Raw genomic sequence first — 22,874 nt, 5'->3', positions numbered from 1 at the left:
CAATCATGGAAAAACTCAATCAGGTATTGCTCAACCCGGCCGTACAGGTCGGCCCCGATCTGGCCGCCTGGCTGCACGCGGGCGGCGGCCTTGGCCTGCAAGCGGCCCTTGGCGCCCCCAGCGCCATCATCCGCTGCATTGCCGATGCCGACCTGCGCGGCATGGGCGGCGCCGGCTTCCCCGCCTGGCGCAAATGGGAAGCCACCGCCAATGCGGTGGGCGACTGCAAATACGTGGTATGCAATGGCAACGAAGACGAACCCGGCACCTTCAAGGACCGCACCCTGCTCAGCGCATCGCCGCACCAGGTAGTGGAAGGCGCACTGATCGCCGCGCTGGCCGTGCGCGCCCGCTGCCTCATCTTCTACCTCAACCCGCACCAGGACAGCAGCCTGCACACCATGCAGCAGGCGGTCAGCCAGTGGCAGGACAGTCCATGGCTGGACAAGCTCAGCCACGCCCTGGGCCACCCGCTGGACATCAAGGTGGTGGCCAGCTCCGGCCGCTATATCGGCGGGGAAGAAACCGCCGTGGTCGCCTCGCTGGAAGCCGGCTTCCCCTTCCCGCGCAAAAAACCGCCCTTCCCGGCCGAGCAAGGCATCAATAACCAGCCCACCCTGATCAACAATGTGGAAACCCTGGCCAATGTCAGCCACATCCTGCGCCATGGCGCCGGCTGGTACCGCGCCCTGGGCGTGGGCAAGGCCTGCGGCACCAAGCTGTACTCACTATCCGGCGACGTACTGCGCCCCGGCCTGTACGAGCTGCCCATGGGCTCCAGCCTGCAAGAGCTGGTGTTCCACTACGGTGGCGGCATGTTGCAGGGCAAGGCTTTCAAGGCGGTGTTCACCGGCGGCCCCTCCAACACCCTGCTCACCGCGCGCGACCTGGACGTGGCGCTGGATTTCGACTCGGTATGGCTGCGCCACTCGCGGCTGGGCACCGGCGCAATGATCGTCATCTCCGAAGGCAGCAGCATCATCCGCAAGGTGGCCGAATACATCGACTTCTTCGCCAAAGGCTCCTGCGGCCAGTGCCCCTCCTGCAAATGCGGCACCTTCCAGCTGGCCCGCCTGCTGGACCGGGTGGATGGCGGCCGCCACAGCCCGGCCGATCTGGATGCGCTGCAACACCTGTGCCAGATCCTGCCCGGCAGCGGCCGCTGCGGCCTGATCGACGGTGCCGTCACCGTGGTGAAAAGCTCGCTGCACACCTTCCCCGAGGAATACGGCCTGCTCGTCCAGCACACCGCCTGATACCGCCAACACGCCCGGCGGCGTACGCAGGCCGCCGGCTGCGCCCCATGACCGATGGAGTCAACCATGCAACACCCGACCATTGCCGGCAGCACCCCGGCACTACGCTTTCTGCTGGAGCACAAGGTGGATTTCAGCTGCCACGCCTACCACTACGAAGAACACGGCGGCACCGCCACCCCGGCACGCGAACTGAAGGTGGACGAACACGCCGTCATCAAGACCCTGCTGTTTGAAGACCAGGACGGCCTGCCGCTGGTGGTACTGATGCACGGCGACTGCAAGGTATCGGCCAAGGAACTGGCGCGCCAGCTGCCCTGCAAGAAAGTGCAGCCGTGCAAGCCCGATGTGGCCAACCGCCACTCCGGCTACCTGGTGGGCGGCACCAGCCCCTTCGCCACCCGCACCCTCATGCCGGTATATATGGAAGCCAGCATCCTGCAACTGCCACAGGTATACATCAACGGCGGCCGCCGCGGCCTGCAAGTGGCGATGTCGCCGGTAGACATCGGCCGCCTGCTGCAGGCGCGCTGTGTGGAAGTGGCGCTGGCGAAGTGAGGACCGGCTAGCCAGGAAACGCAAGCTGCGGGCAGCAACTGGCACCGGGCATATGAAAAAGGGATCTTTTGCATGGCAAAGATCCCTTTTTAGCTGCGGGGTTAGTCGGTGGAAGCCAGCGGGGAATGAGGGTGGATTCCGAGCCTAAGCAGCCATCCCGGTCGTATCCAAAATACGACGAAAGGTCGGCTAAAGCGGCCGGCCACAGCCAGGCTATCGACGTCCGCTTCTATATTGATTGCAGCCGTTAAAGTATCCAGATAAGCAGTGGCGATTCAGCTCCCATTGCCAGCAAAGTGCTTGGTAGCTACTACCGGTAATAATTTGGATTCACTTCAAAGTATGTCATGATTGGGTTCGCGTCTTTTTTTAAGTAGTTCATCTGATTGCTGATGTAATCATTGATAAACATGACACAGCCTGATCGTAGCACCGTATACTCATCATACTTTGAGCATTGACTACGTCCATATAAAAATAATAGCGTATTCAATCTAGAGATATAAGTTCTATAGCTTAGATCACTATTTTCTACTTTTGAGTGGATAATGCTATTAACTGTAATAGATTTATCACGAATTGACTTATCTAGTGCGTCGTAATCTCGCTGCATATCTGTCTTGACTGCCGCACCCGGAATAAATCCTCCAACGTGTAAATCGCTATTAATAAGCTCCTCTATGGAAAAATATCGTGGCGCATTAGTGTATGGGTATTCGCTTAAAACCGCACTAACAATATCTTTTTTCGATATTTTAGGAAGTGAATCTGCCATCTTATAGTAAAGCGCTTCTGACTCGTTTTTATCAAAGGTACTTGACCTTTCTGCAATTGCAAAAATTGGGACGGCAAGCAATAACGCAGCAATTAATATTTTCATGGCTTTCTCAAAATATAATTATTCTTTAATAGATTTTGCAAATCACAATACGAGAGTCAAAGAGTTTTCCGTCTGCATTACACCAACCGCGGAAGTAGGCGGCTATGGGGATAGACTTCCGCTTTGGTCGAACCCGATCCACATGTGCAGCCTATCTGTTACGACTGCTCTTGGCCAATAGTAGTCATCATATCACAATGGCATTAATGGCGGGTTTGGCCGAACTGTCGCCGACCTTGTTGATGCATCGTCAGTTGTTCGGCCATTCCCGCCCTTCGGCTTGCCGGCATGATTGATCGGCAATGGGCAGGTTACAACCGTTTGGGTTCGAGTCGCGCCAAACGACCGCTCTCAATCTAGTGAACGCGAACTTCCGAGCCACAGCGCACACCGCTTCACCCACAACTCGAACTGCAGGTTTGAAAGCAAAGCAGTCGCTCAATCATCTAACTGAGCGGCTGCACGTCGGCATAGATGGTCGTTCATCCAGGCTGGGCATGGCAGTGAATTACTACCACCATTCTGGAGAAGTAGTCTGGTTAGGAATGAAATCACTCAGATCTTGGCATCCAAAATATCCATAAACTAAAAAGTTTGATTTGCAAACCGGGAAGATTATCAACAAGCGCCTGGTTGTCACTAACAAATATCAATACACCCACAGCTTTTTAAGTATTCGTACATATTATCCATAGGTTGCGATGGTCTGCTAGTGTCATATACAGAACCGATTGGTACAACAATTACCATCCCCAACCGCGCCCTCGTCAGTAACACCCTGTATTTGTTTATTAAATAGTTTCTTTTCTGGAAATTTGAGATGCTCTTCCAAGTTACCCCAGAACATTGCTGAGTAACAACGGAGCCTTCTGTCAAAAGTAAGTCCCACGACCAAATTAGTACTGCCCAATCGATTTCTAGGCCCTGGCATTCAAATTCAGTAGCGGCAATTTCTAAACCATGACTGCTTCTAAAATCACCACACTCCCCTGTAAACCAAAATGGATAATCGATACCTTTTCTGAAGTCTGCCGAAACCTCAACTCCGTACGGACGAAGTCTACTGGCACCAGAACTTGCAAGCAGACCAGCCCTCCGCTCCCCTCGCAATGTTTTCTGAATGTAGTCTCTCGCAGAGTCAATTGAACGAGTAATTCTTATTGGAAATAAGCTTTGAGCTACTAAGCTTGCTGCCTCTTTTGCCTTTCCATTAAGCAAAGCATCAACCCATTGTGAATGTTTCTCAGCTCGATGCGACCTTAATGGGACCGACAGATGCAATTGGTCATTTATTGTAAATTGCGATTGCTGAGCAACTAATCGTCCCATTTCTTCGATTACTGCTCCTGGAGCAACTAGATTCCAGTGCGGGTTTCTTTGAATAGCATCAATCCATCCTGCGACACCTGCCTCTCCATCATGGATTTCTTGTCCGTTTCCGCAAAGAGCCACGATTAAGCAACCAGCTTCCTTGCGATCCAATATTCGAAGAAGTATCTCAGGTTCCGAGAGTTTGTCGAGTTCAGGCGAAAAGCTTTCGACTCCGGAAAAGGCCCGTTGCTTCCCACTCATTTTAGAAATTTTGTCCGCACCCCATGCACGCTGGGCCTCATCAAATATGAAGAGGGTTTCTCCCGGTGGCGAGCCTGTTCGCTTATGATGGTCGATGAAAGAATGGACGCTATGCAATAGGGTTTCGGAAGTCTTCCTGGCTGCAATAAGGGGAACTGATTTCTTCCTTGCATAGCTACGTGCAAGCGACTCTCTCATTACCTTCATGAGAGGACCATTTCCTGAAAGATAAACACCGTAATTCGTTTGATTCGAAAATGAATGGACAGCTTTTAGGCCAACTAAAGTTTTTCCAGACCCTGGCACACCGGTTACAATTAAAACCGTCTTTTTCCCCTGCGCAACACTCTCTTCAGCAGCTAATTTTATATGACTGATTGCATCATCAATTACGGAATTCTGAGCAAGACATATTTCAATCTCAGATTGAACTCCTTCTGCAAATAAAATACTCACAGCATCAAGAATCCCAGGGGTTGGTACATATTTAGAAGATGCCCATTTAAGTGGGTTAACTGATGGCGCGTCGCTTGACTCAGCAAGGTGTTTTATAAAATTTACAAGACCCAATGAGCCAGTGCTGACTACGTTATTTATTTTCCCAGAGTATGAGTGTTCATATTTAACGTCCTCTCCGACATACTCACTCGCACAAAGAATTGGCTGAATCACAAGCTCTCGAGATTCGTAATGATAATTTCTAATATCAATTGTATAGTCAAGAACCTGAGCAAGATCTTGTTTGCCAAAAGAATTTGAACCTATCTTGAATTCGATGACTACAACCGTTCCGCCTATCAGAATAATACAGTCAATGCGTTTTTCTCTACGCGGAAGACGATACTCAAGTACAACACCCAAATTTGGGTGGTGCTGCATCAGGTCGTGGAAAATCTTTCGCAAAATCTTATCGGTTTTGTACCATGCTTCGACTTGCAGTTGTGATAACTGAACAAACCCAGAAATGTTATCTGCTATTGCAAGCTCTCCAATTATAGTTTCCGTGTGCTTGTCTAGATAATCACAGACCGTCGTTACTATATATGCCATTAATTTTATCCTGCGGATACCTTCATGAAATTATTGCCACAGAAAATTCAGAACCCACTCAAAATTCGGTTATTGCTAATAAACATGCAGGAAGAATGCGAGAACCCTAAGTTAGCTAACGAACAAAGTCCAAACTAGTCGATAGCGGTTAACCTAGTGTTGGTACAGAACTGGCCGCCTTCCTCAAAAGCAGTCACCCAAATATTTGCTTCAAGTGTTCTATAGAATTACTGCTTTTGGCCGATAGCAGTCATCCTAGCACATGAGCATTATTGACAGCTAAGGCCGAACTGAGGTCTTTGGCTTCGTATCATGGCAAAGGCTGCTTCTGACCGACAGCAGCCATAACAACACATTGCGCGCCACAAGTTCCAGCCGCGCCTTGGGCGGCATGGCTGGGGCGGGAGTTCGGCGCTCTGCGCGGCGCTTTTTTGGGGCCTGGCTTTTGCCGCAGTGGCGAAGCAAAAGCAAAGGACCTAGGCGGCGGGACGAGACCGGCCAAGTTGTCTTTTTATTTGATTTTCAAAGATAAATTCATATGCCCCGCCGCCATCGCGAATGATGATGGCGCGCGACGCCCCCTCCCCTTCGAGCAGTTTCCGCCTGATTCTTCCATCGCTAGAGTGTGCCGCTGGTGCTCAACACACCCTCAACAGCGGCTGCCGCATCCGATAGTCTTGCGGCATTTCTACTTCCATCGGTTTTGTCATTGTCCGTTTTTATGGACAATGCGCAGCTTATGGTCGGGTAGCGCGCAGCCATACAATACCCGGGCAACCGGGAAAAACTGCGGGCCGTTACTGTTGGCGGTGTTGAAGTGCCTGACCACCCTCTCAACAGGGGTGACTTTCAACGACTCAACAGAAGGCCATTTCCATGACCAAGCAAACCCCTTCGCATTCCCAACATCCCCCTCCCCTTTGTTTCCACTACCACGGCAAGCCCCTGCATGTGCTGCGCCATGACGGGCAATGGTGGCTGTACGCCGCCGATGTGCAGGCTGCTGTCGGCCGCCGCCTGGGGCAGCGCTTGCAGCATGTGCTCGCCGTCGACAGCACCACCAACATCACAGCGGATAAGGATGCACTGCCGGAATGCTGGCCCGCACAGGCTTTGCTACGGGCCTTGCGCCGCAGTGGCAAGCCACAGGCGCGGCAGTTGCGTGACTGGCTTTCCCTCGGTGTGCTGCCGGCACTGGCGCAGCTGCCGCCGACCGCGCCACGCTGGGAGCAAGCCTTGGCGCTGGCGGCGGAGGCCGGCGTGCAGGTGAGTCATGCCGTATTGCAGGCGCTGCTGCAGCAGGAGATGCGCTGGCAGCATTCTCACTGGTTGCTGACGCTGGATTACACGCCAGACAATCGGCTACGTCATGCTCATGGCCGTTTGCAGGGGTTGAACAGCACGGTGACGCCGGTGCAGGCGCTGGCACAGCAGATTGCCACGCCGCAGGGATTGTCACTGGATAACGGGGAGTTGTTGCGGCTGGCGGCGGCATGTCATCAGCAGCTACGCGGCCGTTTGCAGCGGCAGGCACGGCGGGTGGCACAGCCCGCGTGATGTTCGGGCAGCAGTAAACAACCGGCAGCGCGATACGCCAGGCTGCCGGTTTGCTTGTGCCGCCTACTTTTCTTCCAGATCGTATTTGCGGATCTTGTCGAATAGCGTGGTCTTGGCGATTTTCAGCACTTCGGCGGTTTTGGAGACATTGCCGCCCTGCTTGCGCAGTTCTTCGGCAATCATGCCCTTTTCAAACGATTCCACCGCGGCGTGCAGGGTAGGCTGGCTGTCGGCGGCGGCGCTACCCGGCACCATTTTCAAGTCCAGTACAAAGCGGTCGGCCTGCTTGTGCAGTTCGCGTTCTTACCGTTCCAGCCGGCGCGCTCCATCGCTCGCTGTCGGATAGGCAGCTCAGAAGGTCAAGGTCTGCACCGATGCTGGGGTCTGCCCTGCGGCCCATACGCTCAATTCAGCTTGCCTGTCCGCTTATGGCTGGCATGGAGTGCATGGCACACACCGATCAGGATATTTGCAATGATGCCGGGCAGAGCGCTACCCTAGTCTCAATATATTTATTACTTGGCATGTTTTATGCCATTGATATAAATTAAATTTGCATGACAGGTTTACCCTGTACATGCAAAGCCATATTCTCCTGATACCCCGTCTTGCCGTTGGCACCGGCATCAATTGGGCTATGTTTTTTTTGCGCAAATGCTATAACCATGAAAAAACATCTCCGCATTCAGCATCCACCGCCTTGCAAACATTCAAATCGAATCAAAGCAATCATGCAGCGACCCAAATCTTTTAATTTCATATTTTTAATAAATTTATGAGTGCATTCACTTACAATCAATCGGTGCAGGAAGCTGCCACCAGCAAAGCCCTCAAGCAATGTGTAGAGTCCTTGCAACAGACCTTGTTCCTGACACCACTGGGCTGGGGGCTGGTGGTATGGCTGTGCCATGAGCACATCCCGTTGCGTAATATAAGCGTATGGGTATTGATCTTTTTTGCCGAATGGCTTGTTGCGCACGGGGTAATTCTATATATCAAGTCAGCCAGCTTGAGTAACAAGAAAATAACCCTGCTATTGAATTTAATCTGTGCCACAGACGGGCTGGCATGGGGCGCCATCGTTCCCTTTCTGTTTCTTTATAACCAGCTGATCGATTCCTGGCTGGTGGTTGTACTGTGCGGGGTGGCTGCCATCAATGCCCCGGTATACGTAACCTGCATGTCTGCATTCCGTTTTTTCGCAGCCGGGCTTTGGCTGCTTGCGGTTCCACCGGCATTAGGCTGGGGAGCAGAGGTTTTTGCCGCATCGGAATTTTCAATTGGCTTTACAATATATCTGTTTATCTTGCACTACAATATAAACATATTATCCAACAAGATCATTCTTGGTATAAAACTACAACTGGAAAATGATAATTTTGCCAAAGACCTGGCAGAATCGCTTAAACAGGTCGAAACTCTGGCTAATAATGATGCCTTGACCAATCTGGCAAATCGCAGATCGCTTAATGCAATGCTGGCCCATCTCCAGCAAAAGAAAGACCATGAGCAGGAAAGCTCCTGCCTGATCATGTTTGATATTGATTTCTTCAAGAAAATCAATGACGTTTATGGCCACGCCATAGGTGACAAGGTGCTGTTTTGCTTTGGCCAGCGCGTGCAATCCAGGCTACGGTCATCCGATGTGCTATCGCGCTATGGTGGCGAAGAATTCATTGCCATTCTGCCCGGTGCCGATTTGAAAACAGCGCTGGAAATTGCCGAACGGATCAGAATGGATATCGAGCACCACGAACTGTTGGCAGACCCACCCATTTCCATCACGGTTTCCCTTGGCGTATCGGTATTTGAGCAGAACGAGTCAATCGATGATTTGATCAACAAGGTGGATGCCTGTCTTTACCGGGCAAAAAATAATGGCAGAAATCAGGTATGGTTCAATATCAATGGCACAGAGCATCAGCACCAGCCATCCCTGCAAGTCTGACTATTAATTTGACGCTGACCACGCCTCCCTGCCCTCCCTGCCATGCCACGGCATGGCCTGACTTGTGCTCCCGCACCATAGACAAAGCCGGCGACCGGCTACTGTTCTGCCCGGTCACCAGCTTTGTCGGTTAAAACAGCGTGCCGCCTACTTTTCTTCCAGATCGTATTTGCGGATCTTGTCGAATAGCGTGGTCTTGGCGATTTTCAGCACTTCGGCGGTTTTGGAGACATTGCCGCCCTGCTTGCGCAGTTCTTCGGCAATCATGCCCTTTTCAAACGATTCCACCGCGGCGTGCAGGGTAGGCTGGCTGTCGGCGGCGGCGCTGCCCGGCACCATTTTCAAGTCCAGTACAAAGCGGTCGGCCTGGTTGCGCAGTTCGCGCACATTGCCCGGCCAGTGGTAGGCCATCAGGTCGCGCACCACTTCTGCGGTGATGGCCGGTGCCGGGCGGTTCATGCGCAGGGCGGACTGGCTGACAAAGTAGTCGAACAGCAGCGGTATGTCCTCGCGCCGGGCACGCAGCGGCGGCAGGTCCAGCGTGACCACGTTCAGGCGGAAGTACAGGTCGGCGCGGAATTTGTCTTCTTCGGCCAGTTTGGACAGATCGGCCTTGGTGGCGGCAATCACGCGGAAGTCCACCGGGATCAGCCGGTTGGAGCCCAGCCGCTCGATCACCCGCTCCTGCAGCACGCGCAGCAGCTTGATCTGCATCGGCATGCTCATGCTTTCGATTTCGTCCAGAAACAGCGTGCCATGCTGGGCGTATTCGATCTTGCCGATGCGTTGCTTGCTGGCCCCGGAAAACGCGCCGGCTTCGTGGCCGAACATTTCGCTATCGAACAGGGTTTCCGGCAGGCCGCCGCAGTTGAGCGCCACAAAGGGGCCGCTGCGGCCGGACAGGTCGTGCAGGCAGCGCGCCAGCAGTTCCTTGCCGGCACCGGTTTCGCCATTGATCAGGATGTCGGTGGGGGTGGCGGCCACGCCTTGCACCAGCCGGCGCAGTTCGGCCATCACATTGGAGTTGCCGATCAGCCGGCTTTCCAGCCCGCCATAGGCGGCCAGCTGGCGGCGTAGCTGGCGCACTTCCAGCGCCAGCCGGCGTTTTTCCATGGCGCGCTGCACTACCGACACCAGCACTTGCGGCAGAAAGGGTTTCTGGATGAAGTCGTAAGCGCCGTCGCGCATGGCCTGCACCGCCATGGCGATGTCGCCGTGGCCGGTAATCAGGATGACCGGCAGGTCGGGGTCGTCGGCCAGCAGTTCCTGCATGAAGGCCAGCCCGTCCATGCCGGGCAGGCGGATGTCGCTGACGATGATGCCGGCAAAATCACGGCCGATGGCGCGGCGGGCCTTTTCCACCGAATCGAAGCCCTGCGCCGGGATGCCGTCCAGCCCCAGTGCCTGCACATAGCCCAGCTGTACGTCCTGGTCGTCCTCGATCACCAGTACTTGTAGATTGCTCATGGTTTACTCCTGCTTGTTCTGTCTGAGCGTGATGGTGAACACCGCCCCGCCATCCGGGTGATTGTCGGCGGACAATACGCCGCCATAGGCCTTGATGATGTCCGAGGACAGCGCCAGGCCCAGCCCCAGCCCGCTGGTTTTCTTGGTGGTAAAGAAGGGTTCGAAAATATGTTGTCTGACCTGTTCTGACAGGCCGCTGCCGTTGTCGCGTACCTGGATGCGCACGATATCGTCCTGGCGTTGCCAGCTGATGGCAATCAGCGGCTCGGCCACTTCCTGCAGCGCGTCGATGGCATTGCTGACCAGGTTGACCAGCACCTGTTCCAGCCGTACGGCCTCGCACAGCACCACGATGTCTTCCGGCTGGGCGGGCAGTTGCAGCCGGATGCGGGTTTTCTTCAGGCGGTGATTGAGCAGAAACAGCGCATTGTCCACCGCCTGGGCTACCACGACCGATTCCCGCTCGCCACTGGGGCGGCGGGCAAAGGATTTCAGCTGCTCGGTCAGCGCGCCCAGCCGCGCCACGATGTCGGTGATGCGTTCCAGATTGGCCCGCGCGGTGGCCAGGTCGTTGATGTCGAGAAAGCGCACGGTATTGGCCGACAGTGCGGACAAGGCGGCCAGCGGCTGGTTGATTTCGTGGGCAATGCCGGTGGACAGCTGGCCGATCACCGCCAGGTTTTCAGTGCGGATCAGCTCGTTCTGGAAGTTCTCCACCTGGCGGGCGGCCTGGATGCGTTCTTCGATTTCCATTTTCAGGCTGGCATTGGCCTGCTTCAGCTCGCTGCTGCGCTGTTCCACCTGTTCTTCCAGCTGGTCATGCGCGCGCTGCAGGGCGCGGCGGGCTTCGGCCTGGGTCTTGATGCCCATGCGCCACAGCCGTACCGAATGCAGCAGCAGGCAGGCAAAGCCCACCATCACCGCCACGGCCAGCGCACGGGTCAGCGCCAGGCTGTGTATTTCGTGGGTATCGAGCAGCATGGTCAGCGTCATGCCGCTGACCGGTATGGTCTGATTGATGGCCAGGTATTCGTGCCGACTGCGGCCCAGCCCCATCTGCACCAGGCTGGCCTGATTGTTCAGTACCGCCTTGCGCTGCCACAGCGGTGGCTTGATCACCTGCTTGTTGTACTGCTGGGCTTTTTCCAGTGCCAGCCGGGCCTCGAAGCTGAGCGGCACCGTGGCGTGGTACTTCCATTCCGGCACCGATGACAGCACCACCACGCCGTTGGAATCAGACACCAGCAAGGGCTCGACGATATTGCCCCACATATGTTCCAGCTGTTCCAGCCCGATCTTGATGGCCACCACGCCCAGCCGCTCGCCCCCCTGGTAGATGCCGGTGGCCAGATAAAATCCCGTCGCGTTGCCGGTGGTACCCACGGCGTAAAAGGTGGTGATGCGGTTGGCCGCGGCCTGCTGGAAATACGGCCGATAGGCGATATTGCGCCCGACAAAGCTGTCTTTTTGCTGCCAGTTACTGGAGGCAATCACCTTGCCCTGCCGGTCCATCAGATAGGCCTGCAAGGAGCCGGCCCCCTGATTGAGCCGCAGCAGGTAGTCATTGGCACGCGCCAGCTGTGGCGGATCGGCCGCGTGCAGCAGTGCTTCGCGCAGGGTGTCGTTATAGGATGCCGCCAGCGGCAGCAGGCCGTATTTGTCCACCTCGTGCTCAAGAAAGCCGGCATTGCGCGCCAGCCGCCGGGCGGATTCCTGCTGCCTTTGCTGCAGCAGCTGCTGCCAGCTGATGCTGTACACCGCATAGGCGGCCAGCAGCGACAGCAACATGGAAAACAGCAGGTAAAGATAAAAACGGGTTCGTTTCATACCAACTCCGGGTCGCACGCCCGTCTGACTGGAAAAACCGGCCTTGCTGCAGCCATGGCGGGGGCATTATCCCACAGCGCCAGTTATTGCACCGCAGCATGGCAAGCAAAAAAGCCACGCAGGGTCATCTGCGTGGCAAGGTCATGGCAGAACCACGACGACCGAAAGGATACGGAAGCAGAGCGCTAGAACACGTTGACCAGCACGATGGTGAACACGGCCATCACCAGCCGCGACACGGCATACCCTACGGTATAGCCCAGTGCCGGCACCTTGCTCTGGGCGGCGTCCTGCAGCGCACCCAGCGCAGCGGTGGTGGAACGGGCGCCGGCGCAGGCTCCCAGCAGGATGCCGGGGTGGAACTTGAACACAAAGCGCCCCAGCAGCAGGCCGACAATCAGCGGCACCATGGTGACCACGGCACCGGCAAACAGCAGGGTGAGGCCGTATTGTTGCAGGCCGGCAATGAAGCCGGGGGCGGCGTTCAGGCCGATGACCGCGATAAAGCCGTTCAGGCCGACATTATTGAACACCCACAGCGCCGGGCCGGGGATCTTGCCGAAAGTACGCATGGACGCACGCAGGTAGCCGCAGACAATACCGGCCACAATGGAGCCTACCGAAGTACCGAAGCTGAGCGGAATGCCGGCCACATGCACGGTGATGGCACCCAGGATGCTGCCGGCCACGATGCCGAAGCCCATGAAGGCCATGTCGGAGTTTTCCAGCGGACGGTCGGCATAGCCCAGCTGCTTGGCCACTACAGCCACGTCCTGCTTGGCACCCAGAATGGTCAGCACATCGCCGCGCTGCACCACCACATCCTGCCCCATCGGCATGTCCAGATCGCCACGGCTGAAGCGGGTGAGGAACAGGCCACGGCCCGGTTTGCCGAACAGTTCGCCGGTGATGTCGCCCAGCGTCTTGCCGGCGTATTTGCGACTGGTCACCACCAGGTCGAGCAGCTCGGTGGAGAAGTCCAGCAGCGGCACGTCCTTCACTTCCTGGCCGAAATGGTGCTGGTATTTCAGCAGCGCGGTCAGCGTGCCGGAAACGGCCACCACATCATTGCGCTGGATGCGGGTGCTGCCTTCGCAATCGACAATCCTGGCGCCCACGGCCTGACGCACGCGCCGCACGAAGATTTCGTGGTTGAACATAGCTTCCACCTCGGAAACCGTCTTGTCGAACAGATCAACATTGCTCAGCTGAAAGGCACGGGCGGAAAACTCGCGGTAAGCGGTGCTGCCCACGGTGTGGCCGCTGCCATTTTCCTTTTCGTAGGTCTTGCACTCCTCCACCAGATTGAAACCCAGCATTTTCGGGGCGAAGGACGCCAGAAACCAGGCCGAACCGGCGGTGCCAAAGGGATAGGTCACGGCATAGGCCACCGGCATCAGCGCCATGGCCACTTTCACGCCACCGGGCATCTGGCTGGCCTGATTCAGCAGGTCGGTGGCCACGCCGAGCACGGTGGAATTGGTATAGCCACCGGACAGCAGGCCGGCAGTGAGCGCGGCATCGTAATGCAGCATCTTGCCCAGCAGCACGGCGGTGAACAGGCCGGAGGCACACACCAGCACGGTAAAGAACACCTGCGAGATACCGTCGCTCTTGAGGGCGCGGATGAATTGCGGCCCCACGGCATAGCCGACGGCAAACAGGAACATGGCAAAGAAGGTGGATTGCAGCACGGCCGGAATCACCAGATGCACCTGGCCAATCAACAGGCCAGCCAGCAAGGTGGAGGTAACCACCCCCAGATTGAACTTGCCCAGATTGAGGTTACCCACCCAGAAACCGACGGCGATGGTCAGATAGATCGCAATCTCCGGGTATTTCTGCAGGGTATGAATGATGTAGTCCATGATAGACACCTTTGTATGGTCAACCACCGCCAGCCGGCTATCCGGCCCGGCGGAAGTCATCAGGCGCGAAGCACCCGTCAGCTATTCACGCGCCCCCGTCCGGGCGGCGCAATCTTCCACTCCCAAACCGCTAACAAAACCTGGTAGAGGCCCCGGCTCAACGCAGCTGGGTTTTCTGTTATCGGGTTGTGGAGCGGCTAACAAAATAGCGTAGCGTCCCTGGGGCAAGGCGCGCCGCCGCAGACAGTACAAGTGGTACGGCAAGGCGGCGCAACGCAGCAGCAGGGGTTTTGTCAGCTGCTCTCAGTACTGCGGCTTGTACAGCTGCGCCTCAAGCCAGGCGCGGATATCACGCGGACGCTCCACCTGGGCCAGGCCGGAATCGAACATGTACTCGGCAATGCGTGCTGCCGTGGTCACTTCGGTTTCCAGAATCTGCTCCTGGCTGGGGAACAGCATGCTCTTGGCGCGCTGGGTCAGCGTCACCTGGTCGGCGGTGGCGTGGGCGGCCACGATGAAGCATTCGTCGTTCAGCCGGGTCGGGCGGCAGCAGTAGGTAGCCAGGCCGATGGCCGGGTAGATGTAGAAGTTGTTGGCCTGGCCCGGACGGAAGGTCTTGCCTTCGTAGTCGAAGTCGGGGAACTGCACGCCAGCGGCAAACAGCGCCTTGCCCTTCGACCAGGTGTAGGCTTCCTCGGCGCTGCACTCGGCCTTGTGGGTGGGGTTGGACAGGGCAAAGATGATGGGCTGTTCGTTCAGCTCGCTCATCAGCTCGACCACTTCGCGGGTAAAGGCGCGCGCCTTGGTGCTCACCCCTACCAGCACGGTGGGCTTGAAGTCGCGGATGGCTTGCACAAAGTCCTTGCACGGCTTGGCCGGGCGGGCATACAGCTTCTGGGTTTCGCTCAGGTCAGTACGGGAATGCTCGATCAGGCCGTTGATGTCAAACAGGGCCACCTGTTTGCGGGCTTCGGCTTCGCTCAGGCCCAGGGTTTGCAGCTCGGCGCAGAACAGCTTGGCAATGCCCAGGCCAGCGGAACCGGCACCCAGGAACATCACGCGCTGCTCGGTCAGCTTGCCGCCGGTAATATTCATGCCGGCAGCAATACCGGCCAGTGCCACACTGGCGGTGCCCTGGATGTCATCGTTGTAGCAGAGGATCTTGTCTTTGTAGCGATCCAGCATGCGGATGGCGTCGGTGCCCTTCCAGTCTTCAAAATGCACGCAGCAGTTGGGGAAGACTTCCTGCACCGCCTGGATGAATTCTTCGGTCAGCTCGTCCAGCTCGGCTTCGGAAACCGGGGCTTCGCGGGTGCCCATGTAGAAAGGGTCGGCACGCAGGGTTTCATTGGTGGTACCGATATCAAACAGCACCGGCAGCAGGCCGGCCGGCGGTACTGCAGCGCAAGCGGTGTACAGCTGCAGCTTGCCAATCGGGATGCCCATGCCATTGGCACCGATGTCGCCCAGACCCAGAATGCGGCCACCGGTAGACACGCAGATAAAGCGCACATCCTTTTCCGGCCAGTTGCGCAGCACCTCGGCCATGCGGCCCTTCATATAGCGGGTGATGTACATGCCACGGGCGCGGCGGTAGTTGTTGCCAAAGGTTTCGCAGGCATCGGCCACGGTCGGGTCGTACAGCACCGGGATAAAGCGTTTCGGATCGGACATGATGGTCTTGTAGAACACCGTTTCATTACGGTCTTCCAGGCCGATCAGGTAAATATAGCGTTCCAGATCGTCCGCCTTTTCGTCCAGATGCGCCAATACACGTTCCACCTGACGGTCCAGGTTTTCCACGGCATGCGGCAGCAGCCCTTCCAGACCCAGCTGGCGGCGCTCTTCCACGCTATAGGCCGTGCCCTTGTTCAGCTTGGGTTCGTGCAACAGCGGCATGCCGCCGTGTTGGCCATTGGCGCTCAGCTTGTCATTCTTGACGGAAGTGTTCTTTACAGTCATGGCAATCTCCAGTTTGTATCGAAAGGGTGAGTTGAAAGCTTCTCAGCTGCCCTTCTTATCGCAACTAGCGTGCCAGCCCGTACGGTGTTTCGACAAAAGCCATCCTGTTGATTTTTATGGATATTTAATCAGGCCAAAAACCATGCCGACGCATGGCCGTACTTTGCCCGGCAGCCCGCGTGCGGAAGTCCGCACTTTGCTCATGGCTTTTGTCCAGGCATGAAAAAACCCGGCCAGCCTGGGCGGGCTGCCGGGTTGCAGAAAATCAGCGGGAGAACAACTTGGCCAGCCAGAGCGGTGGATCGAGTAGCGGCGTAGCGGACGATGCGCGGTCCACACTGCAGGCCGCCTGCGGCTCAGGCGCAGGACATGCTTCGGACCTGATTGATTTTGGCCAGATTTGATCATCCCGTATCAGATACGGATTTTCTAAATTCAACAAAAGATTAATCTGATTAACCTCATGCACCATTCTTATTAAACAAACATCAAGCCAAACACCATTGACCAGATCACCACTAAAATTCAATCATGCTAAAAAATACACAGCAAAAATCACAGCTCACTCATCAATAAAAATACTTCACCGGAAAATACAAAGACAAAACCGCACATTACAAGCCATCCCAGCATAAGCAAAACCACACATCCAGAAGCCGGGATACATCTCAATACATTTACTTACTTACACCGCAACACCAGTACATCACACAACATCATTCGCACCCATATCAAGCACAAGCCCATTTCGATTAAATTTTCATTTCAAACCAATATTAGCCGCCAAGGTAAATACATGCGAACAGTAGCTACAAGTGGAGTCTTATCTGCCATCATGGCTGCTTTGTGCTGGGGCAGTGCAACAGTAATGTCAAAATTTGTCATCGGAACCGTTAATGCCATCTTGCTACTTGGCTTACAGCTGGCCGCCAGCGTTCTTGTACTATGGGCAATCGTGTTGTGTAAAAATTTACGCCCAACCACTTTGAAGAACAGATGGCAATTCGCCTCGCTTGGCTTGCTAGAACCATGGCTTGCTTATTTACTTGGCCTGATTGGATTATCAAAAACCGAAGCGATTGGTGCAACACTCATTCAGTCTTCCGAGGCAATACTTATCTTGGCAATTGGCGCGATTATCGCCAGAAAGCTTCCAAACAAAAAAATAACCATTTTGTCATTTGTTGGTTTCTTAGGACTTATCCTTTCGCTAGGCGTATTTGAATTGAAAGAAAGTGGAGACAACAACTACTGGAGCATGTTTCTCATCTCCCTCGGCACGGCAATAGCGGCAATCTATGTCATCCTGTCCTCGAAAATTGCCGGCAAAGCACACCCGATATACATCGTAGCTCTACAGCAGACAGTCGCATTACTACTAACAGGTGCGTTACTCTTACTAAACTGGCACATCAACACCGAAGAGATCAATTTACCCAGCGATGCAAGCACATGGCTGATTATCATCGCCTCAGGATTAATTCAATTTGCAATTGGATTTTCTTTATATATTTACGCACTGCAAACCCTAACTGCAAATCTGGCCGGCTCATTCTTGAATTTAACACCCATTTTCGGCATTGCCTGTGCCGTTTTATTTCTCGGAGAAAGAATGTCCCATATACAAATAGCAGGTGCCGTACTGGTCATTGCAGCCGTCACACTCATCAACAAGGGAGGTGGCAGCGGGCATGTCAAATCATGAAAACATCCACGCCACACTGAATAAGTGACATCCACCCAGCAAAAAATACGCGGGCATGCATGAAGACTCATACATGCCCGCGGTTCAGGGTTCAGGGATTTAGCCTGGAGACTTTCGTCCCCTGCAAGGAAACATTAAACATCAGGCCACCATTGGTAAGGACAAAGCCAATAACCGGTGCCTTGGCCGTTTCCGTGTCTATGGAGCCATCGGCACCCACTTTCAGCAAGACCACATTGGCATCCACACCTGCCGTCCAGCCGCTTCCCCTACGGAATTGATCCAGCGAGTCCTGCGTCATGAACAGGAAAACCAGGGCCTTGGACTGCGCCCCCGCCTGCAAGCCGATAGAACCCGTCATGGTCTTGTAATAGCCGGCAGTTTGATTGCCAACGCGCAACTCACCTTCACCATAGGCCGCACCCACCACAAAACCAGCCGCCAGTACCGAAGGAAATACCAGAACACCCTTTGCCTTGGCCACCAGTTCGCGCGAGCCTTTGGCCTGCCGGTAAAGATTATTCAGCGCCGCGTCGGTATCGGCATCAATCGCCTGGTACTTGGTCATATTGCTGGCTTGCTGAGAGGGAACGGTGGTCGTACAAGCGGTCATGGCCACCACCAGCGACAAAGTCATACAGCAACGTTTCATCATGGAATTACTCCGATTCAGGGTAAATGGTCCTGCACAACACATTAAGGTGGCCCTGAGCCTGCCACCTGCACAAACTGGTGCAGCGCTTTACCACATCACGACAAGCGATACGCCAATCATTACGGTCAAAACACAATGGCCATCTGGTACAGCAAGGGCGGTCAACGGGAAACAAATAGTAGGGCCGGCCGAGAGACAGATGGTTCAATGCTTGCAAAGCCACAGCCAGCCTGTCCCGGCAAGCGTGCCGCGGTTGCGACTGCCAGCCACCGGCAGCACTTGCCTTGCAAGATCATGGCTTGTGGTGGAGCTACCTTCTGTAGATGGGAATGCTGGATGATAAGAATGGATCGCCGCCAGGACAGCCATCCTTTTCCTTAAATACCCGGTCAAAATCTGGAATTGACTCTGGCATGAGCGGAAATGAGCCGTTCTGCCAAAGGCATGGCGCCGGCGAGAATGTTTCGCAGCTACGGCTTACGCCCTGCCCTGCGCGGCCGGCGGGGAGTTAGCAGCAGGGAAAGAGCAGCGCGGGAATCTGCTTGCGCGGATGGGGGTGAGCATGCGACAGCCAGGTGGGGGGGTCGGAATCAGCGGCTGGCTCGCTAACGCCAATGCACACAAGTCACAGCCAGCCCACTACAAAGGGAAAAGCGGCGCACGATTCGCCATGGACATAGGAGGAAGCATCGGATGGGCAGCGTTCACTGCCCATCCGATGCTGCGTGGAGCCTGCTAAGACCGCCGCCGAGACATTTGCCGCCCGGCACGGATATTCTGTGCCATCAGGAAAAGATTAACCGCACCGGCGAGTAATTCCAGAAGCTGTACCGTGTAAAAGCTGCGATCAAACTCGCCGGACTGGGCCTTGCTGCAAAGAAAAATCGCCGCCGGAATCAATATCAACAGTCCATTGGCGCCGATGATGGGCATGCGCCGACGTTTGGCCACCAGGGTGGGGAAAGTGCTCTTGCCCCCCATGGCAAAGCCGGTTGCACCAACGATGGCCATGCAGGGAACAAATGCAATCAGCGCATAGCTGATGGCCAGCTTCACACTGGCAACCGCGGCGTGGTCGAAGAAAAGCTCGGCAACCATGGTCGAGGTCCAGAATACCGCAATAAAACAAAAGGCCAGCACGCCGGCAATGGCGTGAACATTACGTTTCATCATGCTCTCCTTGTGGCGGTATCTCATGCAGCTGCGCAATCAGGCGCAAGGTGTGCAGCGTGGTTGCCAGCGCTTGCTCCGTGAATGCCGCGCCGCTTTTGGCTGCATGCACTTGCCAAGCCTGATTGACACGTTCGAACAGCGCACTGCCCTGCGTGCTCAGGCGGTAAAGCGGCGAGCGCAGATGGGACGGATTGGGCAGCTTCTCAAGCAGGCCATCCTCAAGCAGCAGATTCAGTTGTTTTTGTGCGCCCTGGCGCGAAACCCCCATTTGCTCGGCGATTTGCGGGGCGGTTAGCTGGTGGCTGGCCAGGGCAATCGCGCCGAGGATTTGCCACCTGGCGCTGGTCAGGCCGTAGGGTGCGGTGAATGCATCACCCCATTCCAGTAATTTTCCATTTGCCTGGAAGAGCGCGATAACCGTATCTGATAGGAGCTGGGAAATTTCAGTTTGCATCGGGATAGTCTCGCTGACGACTAAATTGACAACCAGTTTCCAATAATGAAAACCGGTTGTCAATTATTCTGAGTGCACACCATCCTGTGTGTCGATGCAATGCAACAAGATGGCCTGTCAGCGGATTACCACCCTGGCCTGGCGCCAGTGGGGGATGCGTCATTGCGGATGATGAGGTGCTGCCGCTCGTGCCGTCGGCTGCAAGACTAGCCTGGCCAGCCCGCCCTCGCCGCCCAGGCCACCGCGCAAGCATCGCCCGCGGGTGCTCTCCGGGTCATATTTATTCCGCGAGTGAATGGTCTGGCGAAAGTGTCACCCATGTCCTCGCACACCGGTCAGCTATCTCTCCGGTCTATACAGTGACACGCAAAGAAATTTCCAGATCGTTCGGATTGACTATTTTCAAAATTATTTTGAAGGTAATTCCAATTAGTGCCAGTTTATCAATAATTAGAAGTAAAGGATGATGCATTCCCAGCTACTGAACCATTCCAAGCCATGGTGCGCCACAGGCTTGGGAAGGTCAGTATCAAAATCGAACATCAACTTATTTACCTCGAAAACAAGGAAACCATCATGTCCAAGCTGACAATCGTCGCCAATATCAAGGCAAAAGCGGGCCAGATCGATCTGGTCAAGGCCGAACTATTGAAACTCATCAGCATTACCCGAGCAGAGGCAGGCTGTCTCCAGTATGACCTGCATCAGGACAATGAAGACCCGGCACACTTCATATTCCTGGAAAACTGGGAATCCCGAGAGCTGTGGCAAACGCATATGGGTGCCCAGCACCTGAAGGATTACTTGACGGCCACTGACGGGGCGGTTGATACGTTTACCTTGAATGAGCTTTCTCAAATCGCCTGATAGTGGGCCTGGAAATGTTCTTCGCTTCCATTTGAATCAAAGCCAATGGCGCGATTGATTCTTGGAGCCGTAACAAAACCTCGCAGAGAACCCGGGCCAAGGCGCGCCGCCGCAGACAGTACATGGCGTACGGCAAGGCCGCGCAACGCTGGAACGGGGGTTTTGTTATCGGGTCTTAATATGTGAATCCGCCCCTGCGGATGATTATTTGCATTGCCGCTTCCGCGCGGCGAACGGGAAGGAGGGCTTGCCTGGCCAAGCCCTCCTTCACCTCCAAGGCCACCCCACAAGCATGGCCTGCGGCTGCCCTCCGGAACCCACCCGGAGCGAGGCGCGCCTGAACTCGCGATTGGCTAAGGTCAAATCGCTCAAACAGGGCAGGCGCTTAAGACCTCGCCCCGGCCACCCGTCGGCATGCTTGACGGGGCCCATGGGTGGCGTCGGTAGCTTACTTCCCGGCCAGCAACGCTGTGCCTGCCCTACCTTTTGAGCAGTTCCCGCCCTACCCGCCCATCGCTACAGTGTGCCGCTGGTGCTCAACACACCCTCTCGAAGCGGTCGCCCTGCCCGAAAGCAAAGGGCGCTTTCACGTTCAAAGGAACCCGCTTCATGACAACGCAAACCACCTCCCAACACCCGCCTCCCCTTTGCTTCTACTACCACGGCAAACCTCTGCATGTGCAACACCTCCATGGCAAATGGTGGCTGCATAGCGGCGATGTGCTGGCCATCATCGGACGGCGGCTCGCGCGTCGCATCCAGCAATTACTGGCCGCAGACCCGACACGCGAAAACACCGCAGAAACTGAAGACATCAAGGAATACTGGCCCGCACCTGGCTTGCTGCGCGCCTTGCGCCGCAGTGGCAAACCGCTGGCGCGGCAGTTGCGTGACTGGTTGAACAGGCAGCTGCTGCCGGCGCTGGCGCAGTTGCCACCGGCAGCGCCGCGCTGGGAGCAGGCCCTGGCGCTGGCTGCGGAGGCCGGGGTGCAGGTGAGCCATGCGGTATTGCAGGCGGTGCTGGCGCAGGGGGCGCGCTGGCAGCATTCACACTGGCTGCTGACGCTGGATTACACGCCGGACCACCCCTTGCGCCATGCGCATGGCCGTTTGCAGGGGCTGGACAGTACGGTGACGCCGGTGCAGGCACTGGCACAGCAGATTGCCGCGGCGCAAGGTATTGCCGTGAATAATGGCGAGTTGTTAGGGCTGGCCGCTGCCTGTCATCAACGTTTGCATCGCCGGCTGGCCCGACAGCTGCTGCGTGCGGAACAGGCAGCCTGCCCGGTGTGACATCCGCCAGGGGCAGGCTGAGTGGGTAATGGCGCTGGCTGGCGACAGCTAAGCGTGACGCCAGCTGAACTGGTGAAAGGCCTGATGCCAGTAGTCCAGCACGGACGGGCCTGGCCAGCAGCTGGCATCAAACAGCGCCTGCCCTGTGCCATCCCGCCCCTGCTGCAAGGCGGCGTGGCGCACGCCTTTGGCCTGCAGGGTGTCGGCCAGCCGGTACAGGCTGTCTGCCGTCATCACGCGCGGGTCCAGCGTGGTGCGGCATTCCAGTTCAGCAGCGCTGTCCAGCGCAATATCCAGCGCCTGCCACATGCGGGCTTCGCTGCCCGGCACACCGGTGACAGCATCCACCCCGCCGGGGGCGGCCTTGATGTCCAGCCCGATCCAGTCCACCAGCCCGGCCACCGCGGCCAGCCGCTGCGGGTAGATGCCGGCGGTGTGCAGGCCGATGGCCAGCCCCGGCTGGCGGGCGTCGTGCATCCAGTCTGCCAGCTGCGGCGCCAGCGTGGGCTCGCCACCGGAGAACACCACGCCGTCCAGAAAACCGACGCGCGCCGCCAGCATGCTGCGCACCTGTGGCCAGTCCAGTTTCCCGGCACTGCGGGCTTGCAGGCCGGGGTTGTGGCAATAGCCGCAGCGCCAGGGGCAGCCGGCGACAAACACGGTGGCCACCAGCCGTCCCGGCCAGTCGCAGCTGGAAAACGGCTCGATGCCGGCCAATGGCAAGCCGGGCTCAGTGATGCAGATGCTGTTCATCAAAATGCAGGCGTTCGGCAAACTCGCCC

18 protein-coding genes are annotated in these 22,874 nt (G+C 56.2%); 7 read left to right on the top strand and 11 right to left on the bottom strand.

Going from position 1 to position 22,874, the window contains the following annotated elements:
* Positions 1 to 5: 5 nt before the first annotated feature.
* Together JHD64_RS16080 and JHD64_RS16075 are read left to right on the top strand one after the other, a co-directional pair.
* Positions 6 to 1,256, top strand: a complete 1,251-nt coding sequence (locus tag JHD64_RS16080) for an NADH-quinone oxidoreductase subunit F (protein WP_199054143.1) — start codon at positions 6 to 8, stop codon at positions 1,254 to 1,256.
* A 66-nt stretch (positions 1,257 to 1,322) separates the two neighbouring features.
* Positions 1,323 to 1,814 (top strand): aminoacyl-tRNA deacylase, encoded by a 492-nt coding sequence (locus tag JHD64_RS16075; protein WP_199054141.1) that lies wholly within the window; start codon positions 1,323 to 1,325, stop codon positions 1,812 to 1,814.
* Positions 1,815 to 2,124: 310 nt separating this feature from the next.
* Here the strand turns inward: JHD64_RS16075 and JHD64_RS16070 are convergent, their stop codons facing one another.
* Both JHD64_RS16070 and JHD64_RS16065 read right to left on the bottom strand, forming a co-directional pair.
* The gene (locus JHD64_RS16070; protein WP_199054139.1) at positions 2,125 to 2,694 is read right to left on the bottom strand and encodes a hypothetical protein; all 570 of its coding nucleotides are present in this window, start codon (positions 2,692 to 2,694) and stop codon (positions 2,125 to 2,127) included.
* Between the two features lie 639 nt (positions 2,695 to 3,333).
* On the bottom strand, positions 3,334 to 5,316 hold the full coding sequence (locus tag JHD64_RS16065) for a DNA/RNA helicase domain-containing protein (protein WP_199054137.1): 1,983 nt from the start codon (positions 5,314 to 5,316) through the stop codon (positions 3,334 to 3,336).
* Between the two features lie 876 nt (positions 5,317 to 6,192).
* Here JHD64_RS16065 and JHD64_RS16060 point away from each other — a divergent pair.
* Positions 6,193 to 6,873, top strand: a complete 681-nt coding sequence (locus JHD64_RS16060) for a hypothetical protein (RefSeq protein WP_199054135.1) — start codon at positions 6,193 to 6,195, stop codon at positions 6,871 to 6,873.
* A gap of 63 nt (positions 6,874 to 6,936) precedes the next feature.
* Here the strand turns inward: JHD64_RS16060 and JHD64_RS16055 are convergent, their stop codons facing one another.
* A complete protein-coding gene (locus tag JHD64_RS16055) occupies positions 6,937 to 7,128 on the bottom strand; it encodes a helix-turn-helix domain-containing protein (RefSeq protein ID WP_199054133.1) in 192 nt (63 codons plus the stop codon).
* A 520-nt stretch (positions 7,129 to 7,648) separates the two neighbouring features.
* Between JHD64_RS16055 and JHD64_RS16050 the strand changes: the two genes are divergently transcribed.
* Positions 7,649 to 8,821, top strand: a complete 1,173-nt coding sequence (locus JHD64_RS16050; protein WP_059286807.1) for a GGDEF domain-containing protein — start codon at positions 7,649 to 7,651, stop codon at positions 8,819 to 8,821.
* Positions 8,822 to 8,968: 147 nt separating this feature from the next.
* Here the strand turns inward: JHD64_RS16050 and JHD64_RS16045 are convergent, their stop codons facing one another.
* The 4 genes from JHD64_RS16045 to JHD64_RS16030 form a co-directional block, all read right to left on the bottom strand.
* Positions 8,969 to 10,288 carry a sigma-54 dependent transcriptional regulator gene (locus JHD64_RS16045; RefSeq protein ID WP_059286808.1) on the bottom strand — a complete coding sequence of 440 codons (1,320 nt, stop codon included), beginning with the start codon at positions 10,286 to 10,288 and terminating at the stop codon, positions 8,969 to 8,971.
* A gap of 3 nt (positions 10,289 to 10,291) precedes the next feature.
* Complete coding sequence (locus JHD64_RS16040) at positions 10,292 to 12,115, bottom strand: ATP-binding protein (RefSeq protein ID WP_199054131.1); 1,824 nt, start codon at positions 12,113 to 12,115, stop codon at positions 10,292 to 10,294.
* Between the two features lie 185 nt (positions 12,116 to 12,300).
* Positions 12,301 to 13,983 carry an aspartate:alanine exchanger family transporter gene (locus tag JHD64_RS16035; protein WP_199054129.1) on the bottom strand — a complete coding sequence of 561 codons (1,683 nt, stop codon included), beginning with the start codon at positions 13,981 to 13,983 and terminating at the stop codon, positions 12,301 to 12,303.
* Positions 13,984 to 14,286: 303 nt separating this feature from the next.
* Positions 14,287 to 15,945, bottom strand: a complete 1,659-nt coding sequence (locus JHD64_RS16030; RefSeq protein ID WP_199054127.1) for an NAD-dependent malic enzyme — start codon at positions 15,943 to 15,945, stop codon at positions 14,287 to 14,289.
* A gap of 796 nt (positions 15,946 to 16,741) precedes the next feature.
* Here JHD64_RS16030 and JHD64_RS16025 point away from each other — a divergent pair.
* Positions 16,742 to 17,650, top strand: a complete 909-nt coding sequence (locus tag JHD64_RS16025) for a DMT family transporter (protein WP_199054125.1) — start codon at positions 16,742 to 16,744, stop codon at positions 17,648 to 17,650.
* 91 nt (positions 17,651 to 17,741) lie between these two features.
* On the opposite strand, the gene JHD64_RS16020 is transcribed toward JHD64_RS16025, so the two are convergent.
* From JHD64_RS16020 to JHD64_RS16010, 3 genes are all read right to left on the bottom strand, one after another.
* A complete protein-coding gene (locus JHD64_RS16020; protein WP_199054123.1) occupies positions 17,742 to 18,305 on the bottom strand; it encodes a YSC84-related protein in 564 nt (187 codons plus the stop codon).
* 735 nt (positions 18,306 to 19,040) lie between these two features.
* Positions 19,041 to 19,502 (bottom strand): hypothetical protein, encoded by a 462-nt coding sequence (locus JHD64_RS16015; RefSeq protein WP_233170537.1) that lies wholly within the window; start codon positions 19,500 to 19,502, stop codon positions 19,041 to 19,043.
* On the bottom strand, positions 19,465 to 19,995 hold the full coding sequence (locus JHD64_RS16010) for a MarR family winged helix-turn-helix transcriptional regulator (RefSeq protein WP_199054121.1): 531 nt from the start codon (positions 19,993 to 19,995) through the stop codon (positions 19,465 to 19,467). Before JHD64_RS16010 ends, JHD64_RS16015 begins: the two co-directional genes overlap by 38 nt.
* 513 nt (positions 19,996 to 20,508) lie before the next feature.
* Here JHD64_RS16010 and JHD64_RS16005 point away from each other — a divergent pair.
* Positions 20,509 to 20,799, top strand: coding sequence for a putative quinol monooxygenase (locus JHD64_RS16005; RefSeq protein ID WP_199054119.1), 291 nt, complete (start codon positions 20,509 to 20,511; stop codon positions 20,797 to 20,799).
* Positions 20,800 to 21,408: 609 nt separating this feature from the next.
* On the top strand, positions 21,409 to 22,092 hold the full coding sequence (locus JHD64_RS16000) for a hypothetical protein (protein WP_199054117.1): 684 nt from the start codon (positions 21,409 to 21,411) through the stop codon (positions 22,090 to 22,092).
* 48 nt (positions 22,093 to 22,140) lie between these two features.
* Here the strand turns inward: JHD64_RS16000 and JHD64_RS15995 are convergent, their stop codons facing one another.
* The gene (locus tag JHD64_RS15995) at positions 22,141 to 22,845 is read right to left on the bottom strand and encodes an anaerobic ribonucleoside-triphosphate reductase activating protein (protein ID WP_199054115.1); all 705 of its coding nucleotides are present in this window, start codon (positions 22,843 to 22,845) and stop codon (positions 22,141 to 22,143) included.
* Positions 22,846 to 22,874 lie beyond the last annotated feature (29 nt).

Source organism: Aquitalea sp. ASV15 (genome assembly GCF_016429115.1).
Lineage (GTDB): Bacteria > Pseudomonadota > Gammaproteobacteria > Burkholderiales > Chromobacteriaceae > Aquitalea > Aquitalea magnusonii.
Note: the sequence above shows the minus strand (reverse complement) of the source record. Positions and strands in the feature narration are given on the sequence as shown.

What these genes read in the sequence shown, in the direction of transcription:
- JHD64_RS16080 (WP_199054143.1), top strand. Translation starts at nt 6, where the DNA reads ATGGAAAAACTCAATCAGGTATTGCTCAACCCGGCCGTACAGGTCGGC.
- JHD64_RS16075 (WP_199054141.1), top strand. Translation starts at nt 1,323, where the DNA reads ATGCAACACCCGACCATTGCCGGCAGCACCCCGGCACTACGCTTTCTG.
- JHD64_RS16070 (WP_199054139.1), bottom strand. Translation starts at nt 2,694, where the DNA reads ATGAAAATATTAATTGCTGCGTTATTGCTTGCCGTCCCAATTTTTGCA.
- JHD64_RS16065 (WP_199054137.1), bottom strand. Translation starts at nt 5,316, where the DNA reads ATGGCATATATAGTAACGACGGTCTGTGATTATCTAGACAAGCACACG.
- JHD64_RS16060 (WP_199054135.1), top strand. Translation starts at nt 6,193, where the DNA reads ATGACCAAGCAAACCCCTTCGCATTCCCAACATCCCCCTCCCCTTTGT.
- JHD64_RS16055 (WP_199054133.1), bottom strand. Translation starts at nt 7,128, where the DNA reads ATGGTGCCGGGTAGCGCCGCCGCCGACAGCCAGCCTACCCTGCACGCC.
- JHD64_RS16050 (WP_059286807.1), top strand. Translation starts at nt 7,649, where the DNA reads ATGAGTGCATTCACTTACAATCAATCGGTGCAGGAAGCTGCCACCAGC.
- JHD64_RS16045 (WP_059286808.1), bottom strand. Translation starts at nt 10,288, where the DNA reads ATGAGCAATCTACAAGTACTGGTGATCGAGGACGACCAGGACGTACAG.
- JHD64_RS16040 (WP_199054131.1), bottom strand. Translation starts at nt 12,115, where the DNA reads ATGAAACGAACCCGTTTTTATCTTTACCTGCTGTTTTCCATGTTGCTG.
- JHD64_RS16035 (WP_199054129.1), bottom strand. Translation starts at nt 13,983, where the DNA reads ATGGACTACATCATTCATACCCTGCAGAAATACCCGGAGATTGCGATC.
- JHD64_RS16030 (WP_199054127.1), bottom strand. Translation starts at nt 15,945, where the DNA reads ATGACTGTAAAGAACACTTCCGTCAAGAATGACAAGCTGAGCGCCAAT.
- JHD64_RS16025 (WP_199054125.1), top strand. Translation starts at nt 16,742, where the DNA reads ATGCGAACAGTAGCTACAAGTGGAGTCTTATCTGCCATCATGGCTGCT.
- JHD64_RS16020 (WP_199054123.1), bottom strand. Translation starts at nt 18,305, where the DNA reads ATGATGAAACGTTGCTGTATGACTTTGTCGCTGGTGGTGGCCATGACC.
- JHD64_RS16015 (WP_233170537.1), bottom strand. Translation starts at nt 19,502, where the DNA reads ATGAGATACCGCCACAAGGAGAGCATGATGAAACGTAATGTTCACGCC.
- JHD64_RS16005 (WP_199054119.1), top strand. Translation starts at nt 20,509, where the DNA reads ATGTCCAAGCTGACAATCGTCGCCAATATCAAGGCAAAAGCGGGCCAG.
- JHD64_RS16000 (WP_199054117.1), top strand. Translation starts at nt 21,409, where the DNA reads ATGACAACGCAAACCACCTCCCAACACCCGCCTCCCCTTTGCTTCTAC.
- JHD64_RS15995 (WP_199054115.1), bottom strand. Translation starts at nt 22,845, where the DNA reads ATGAACAGCATCTGCATCACTGAGCCCGGCTTGCCATTGGCCGGCATC.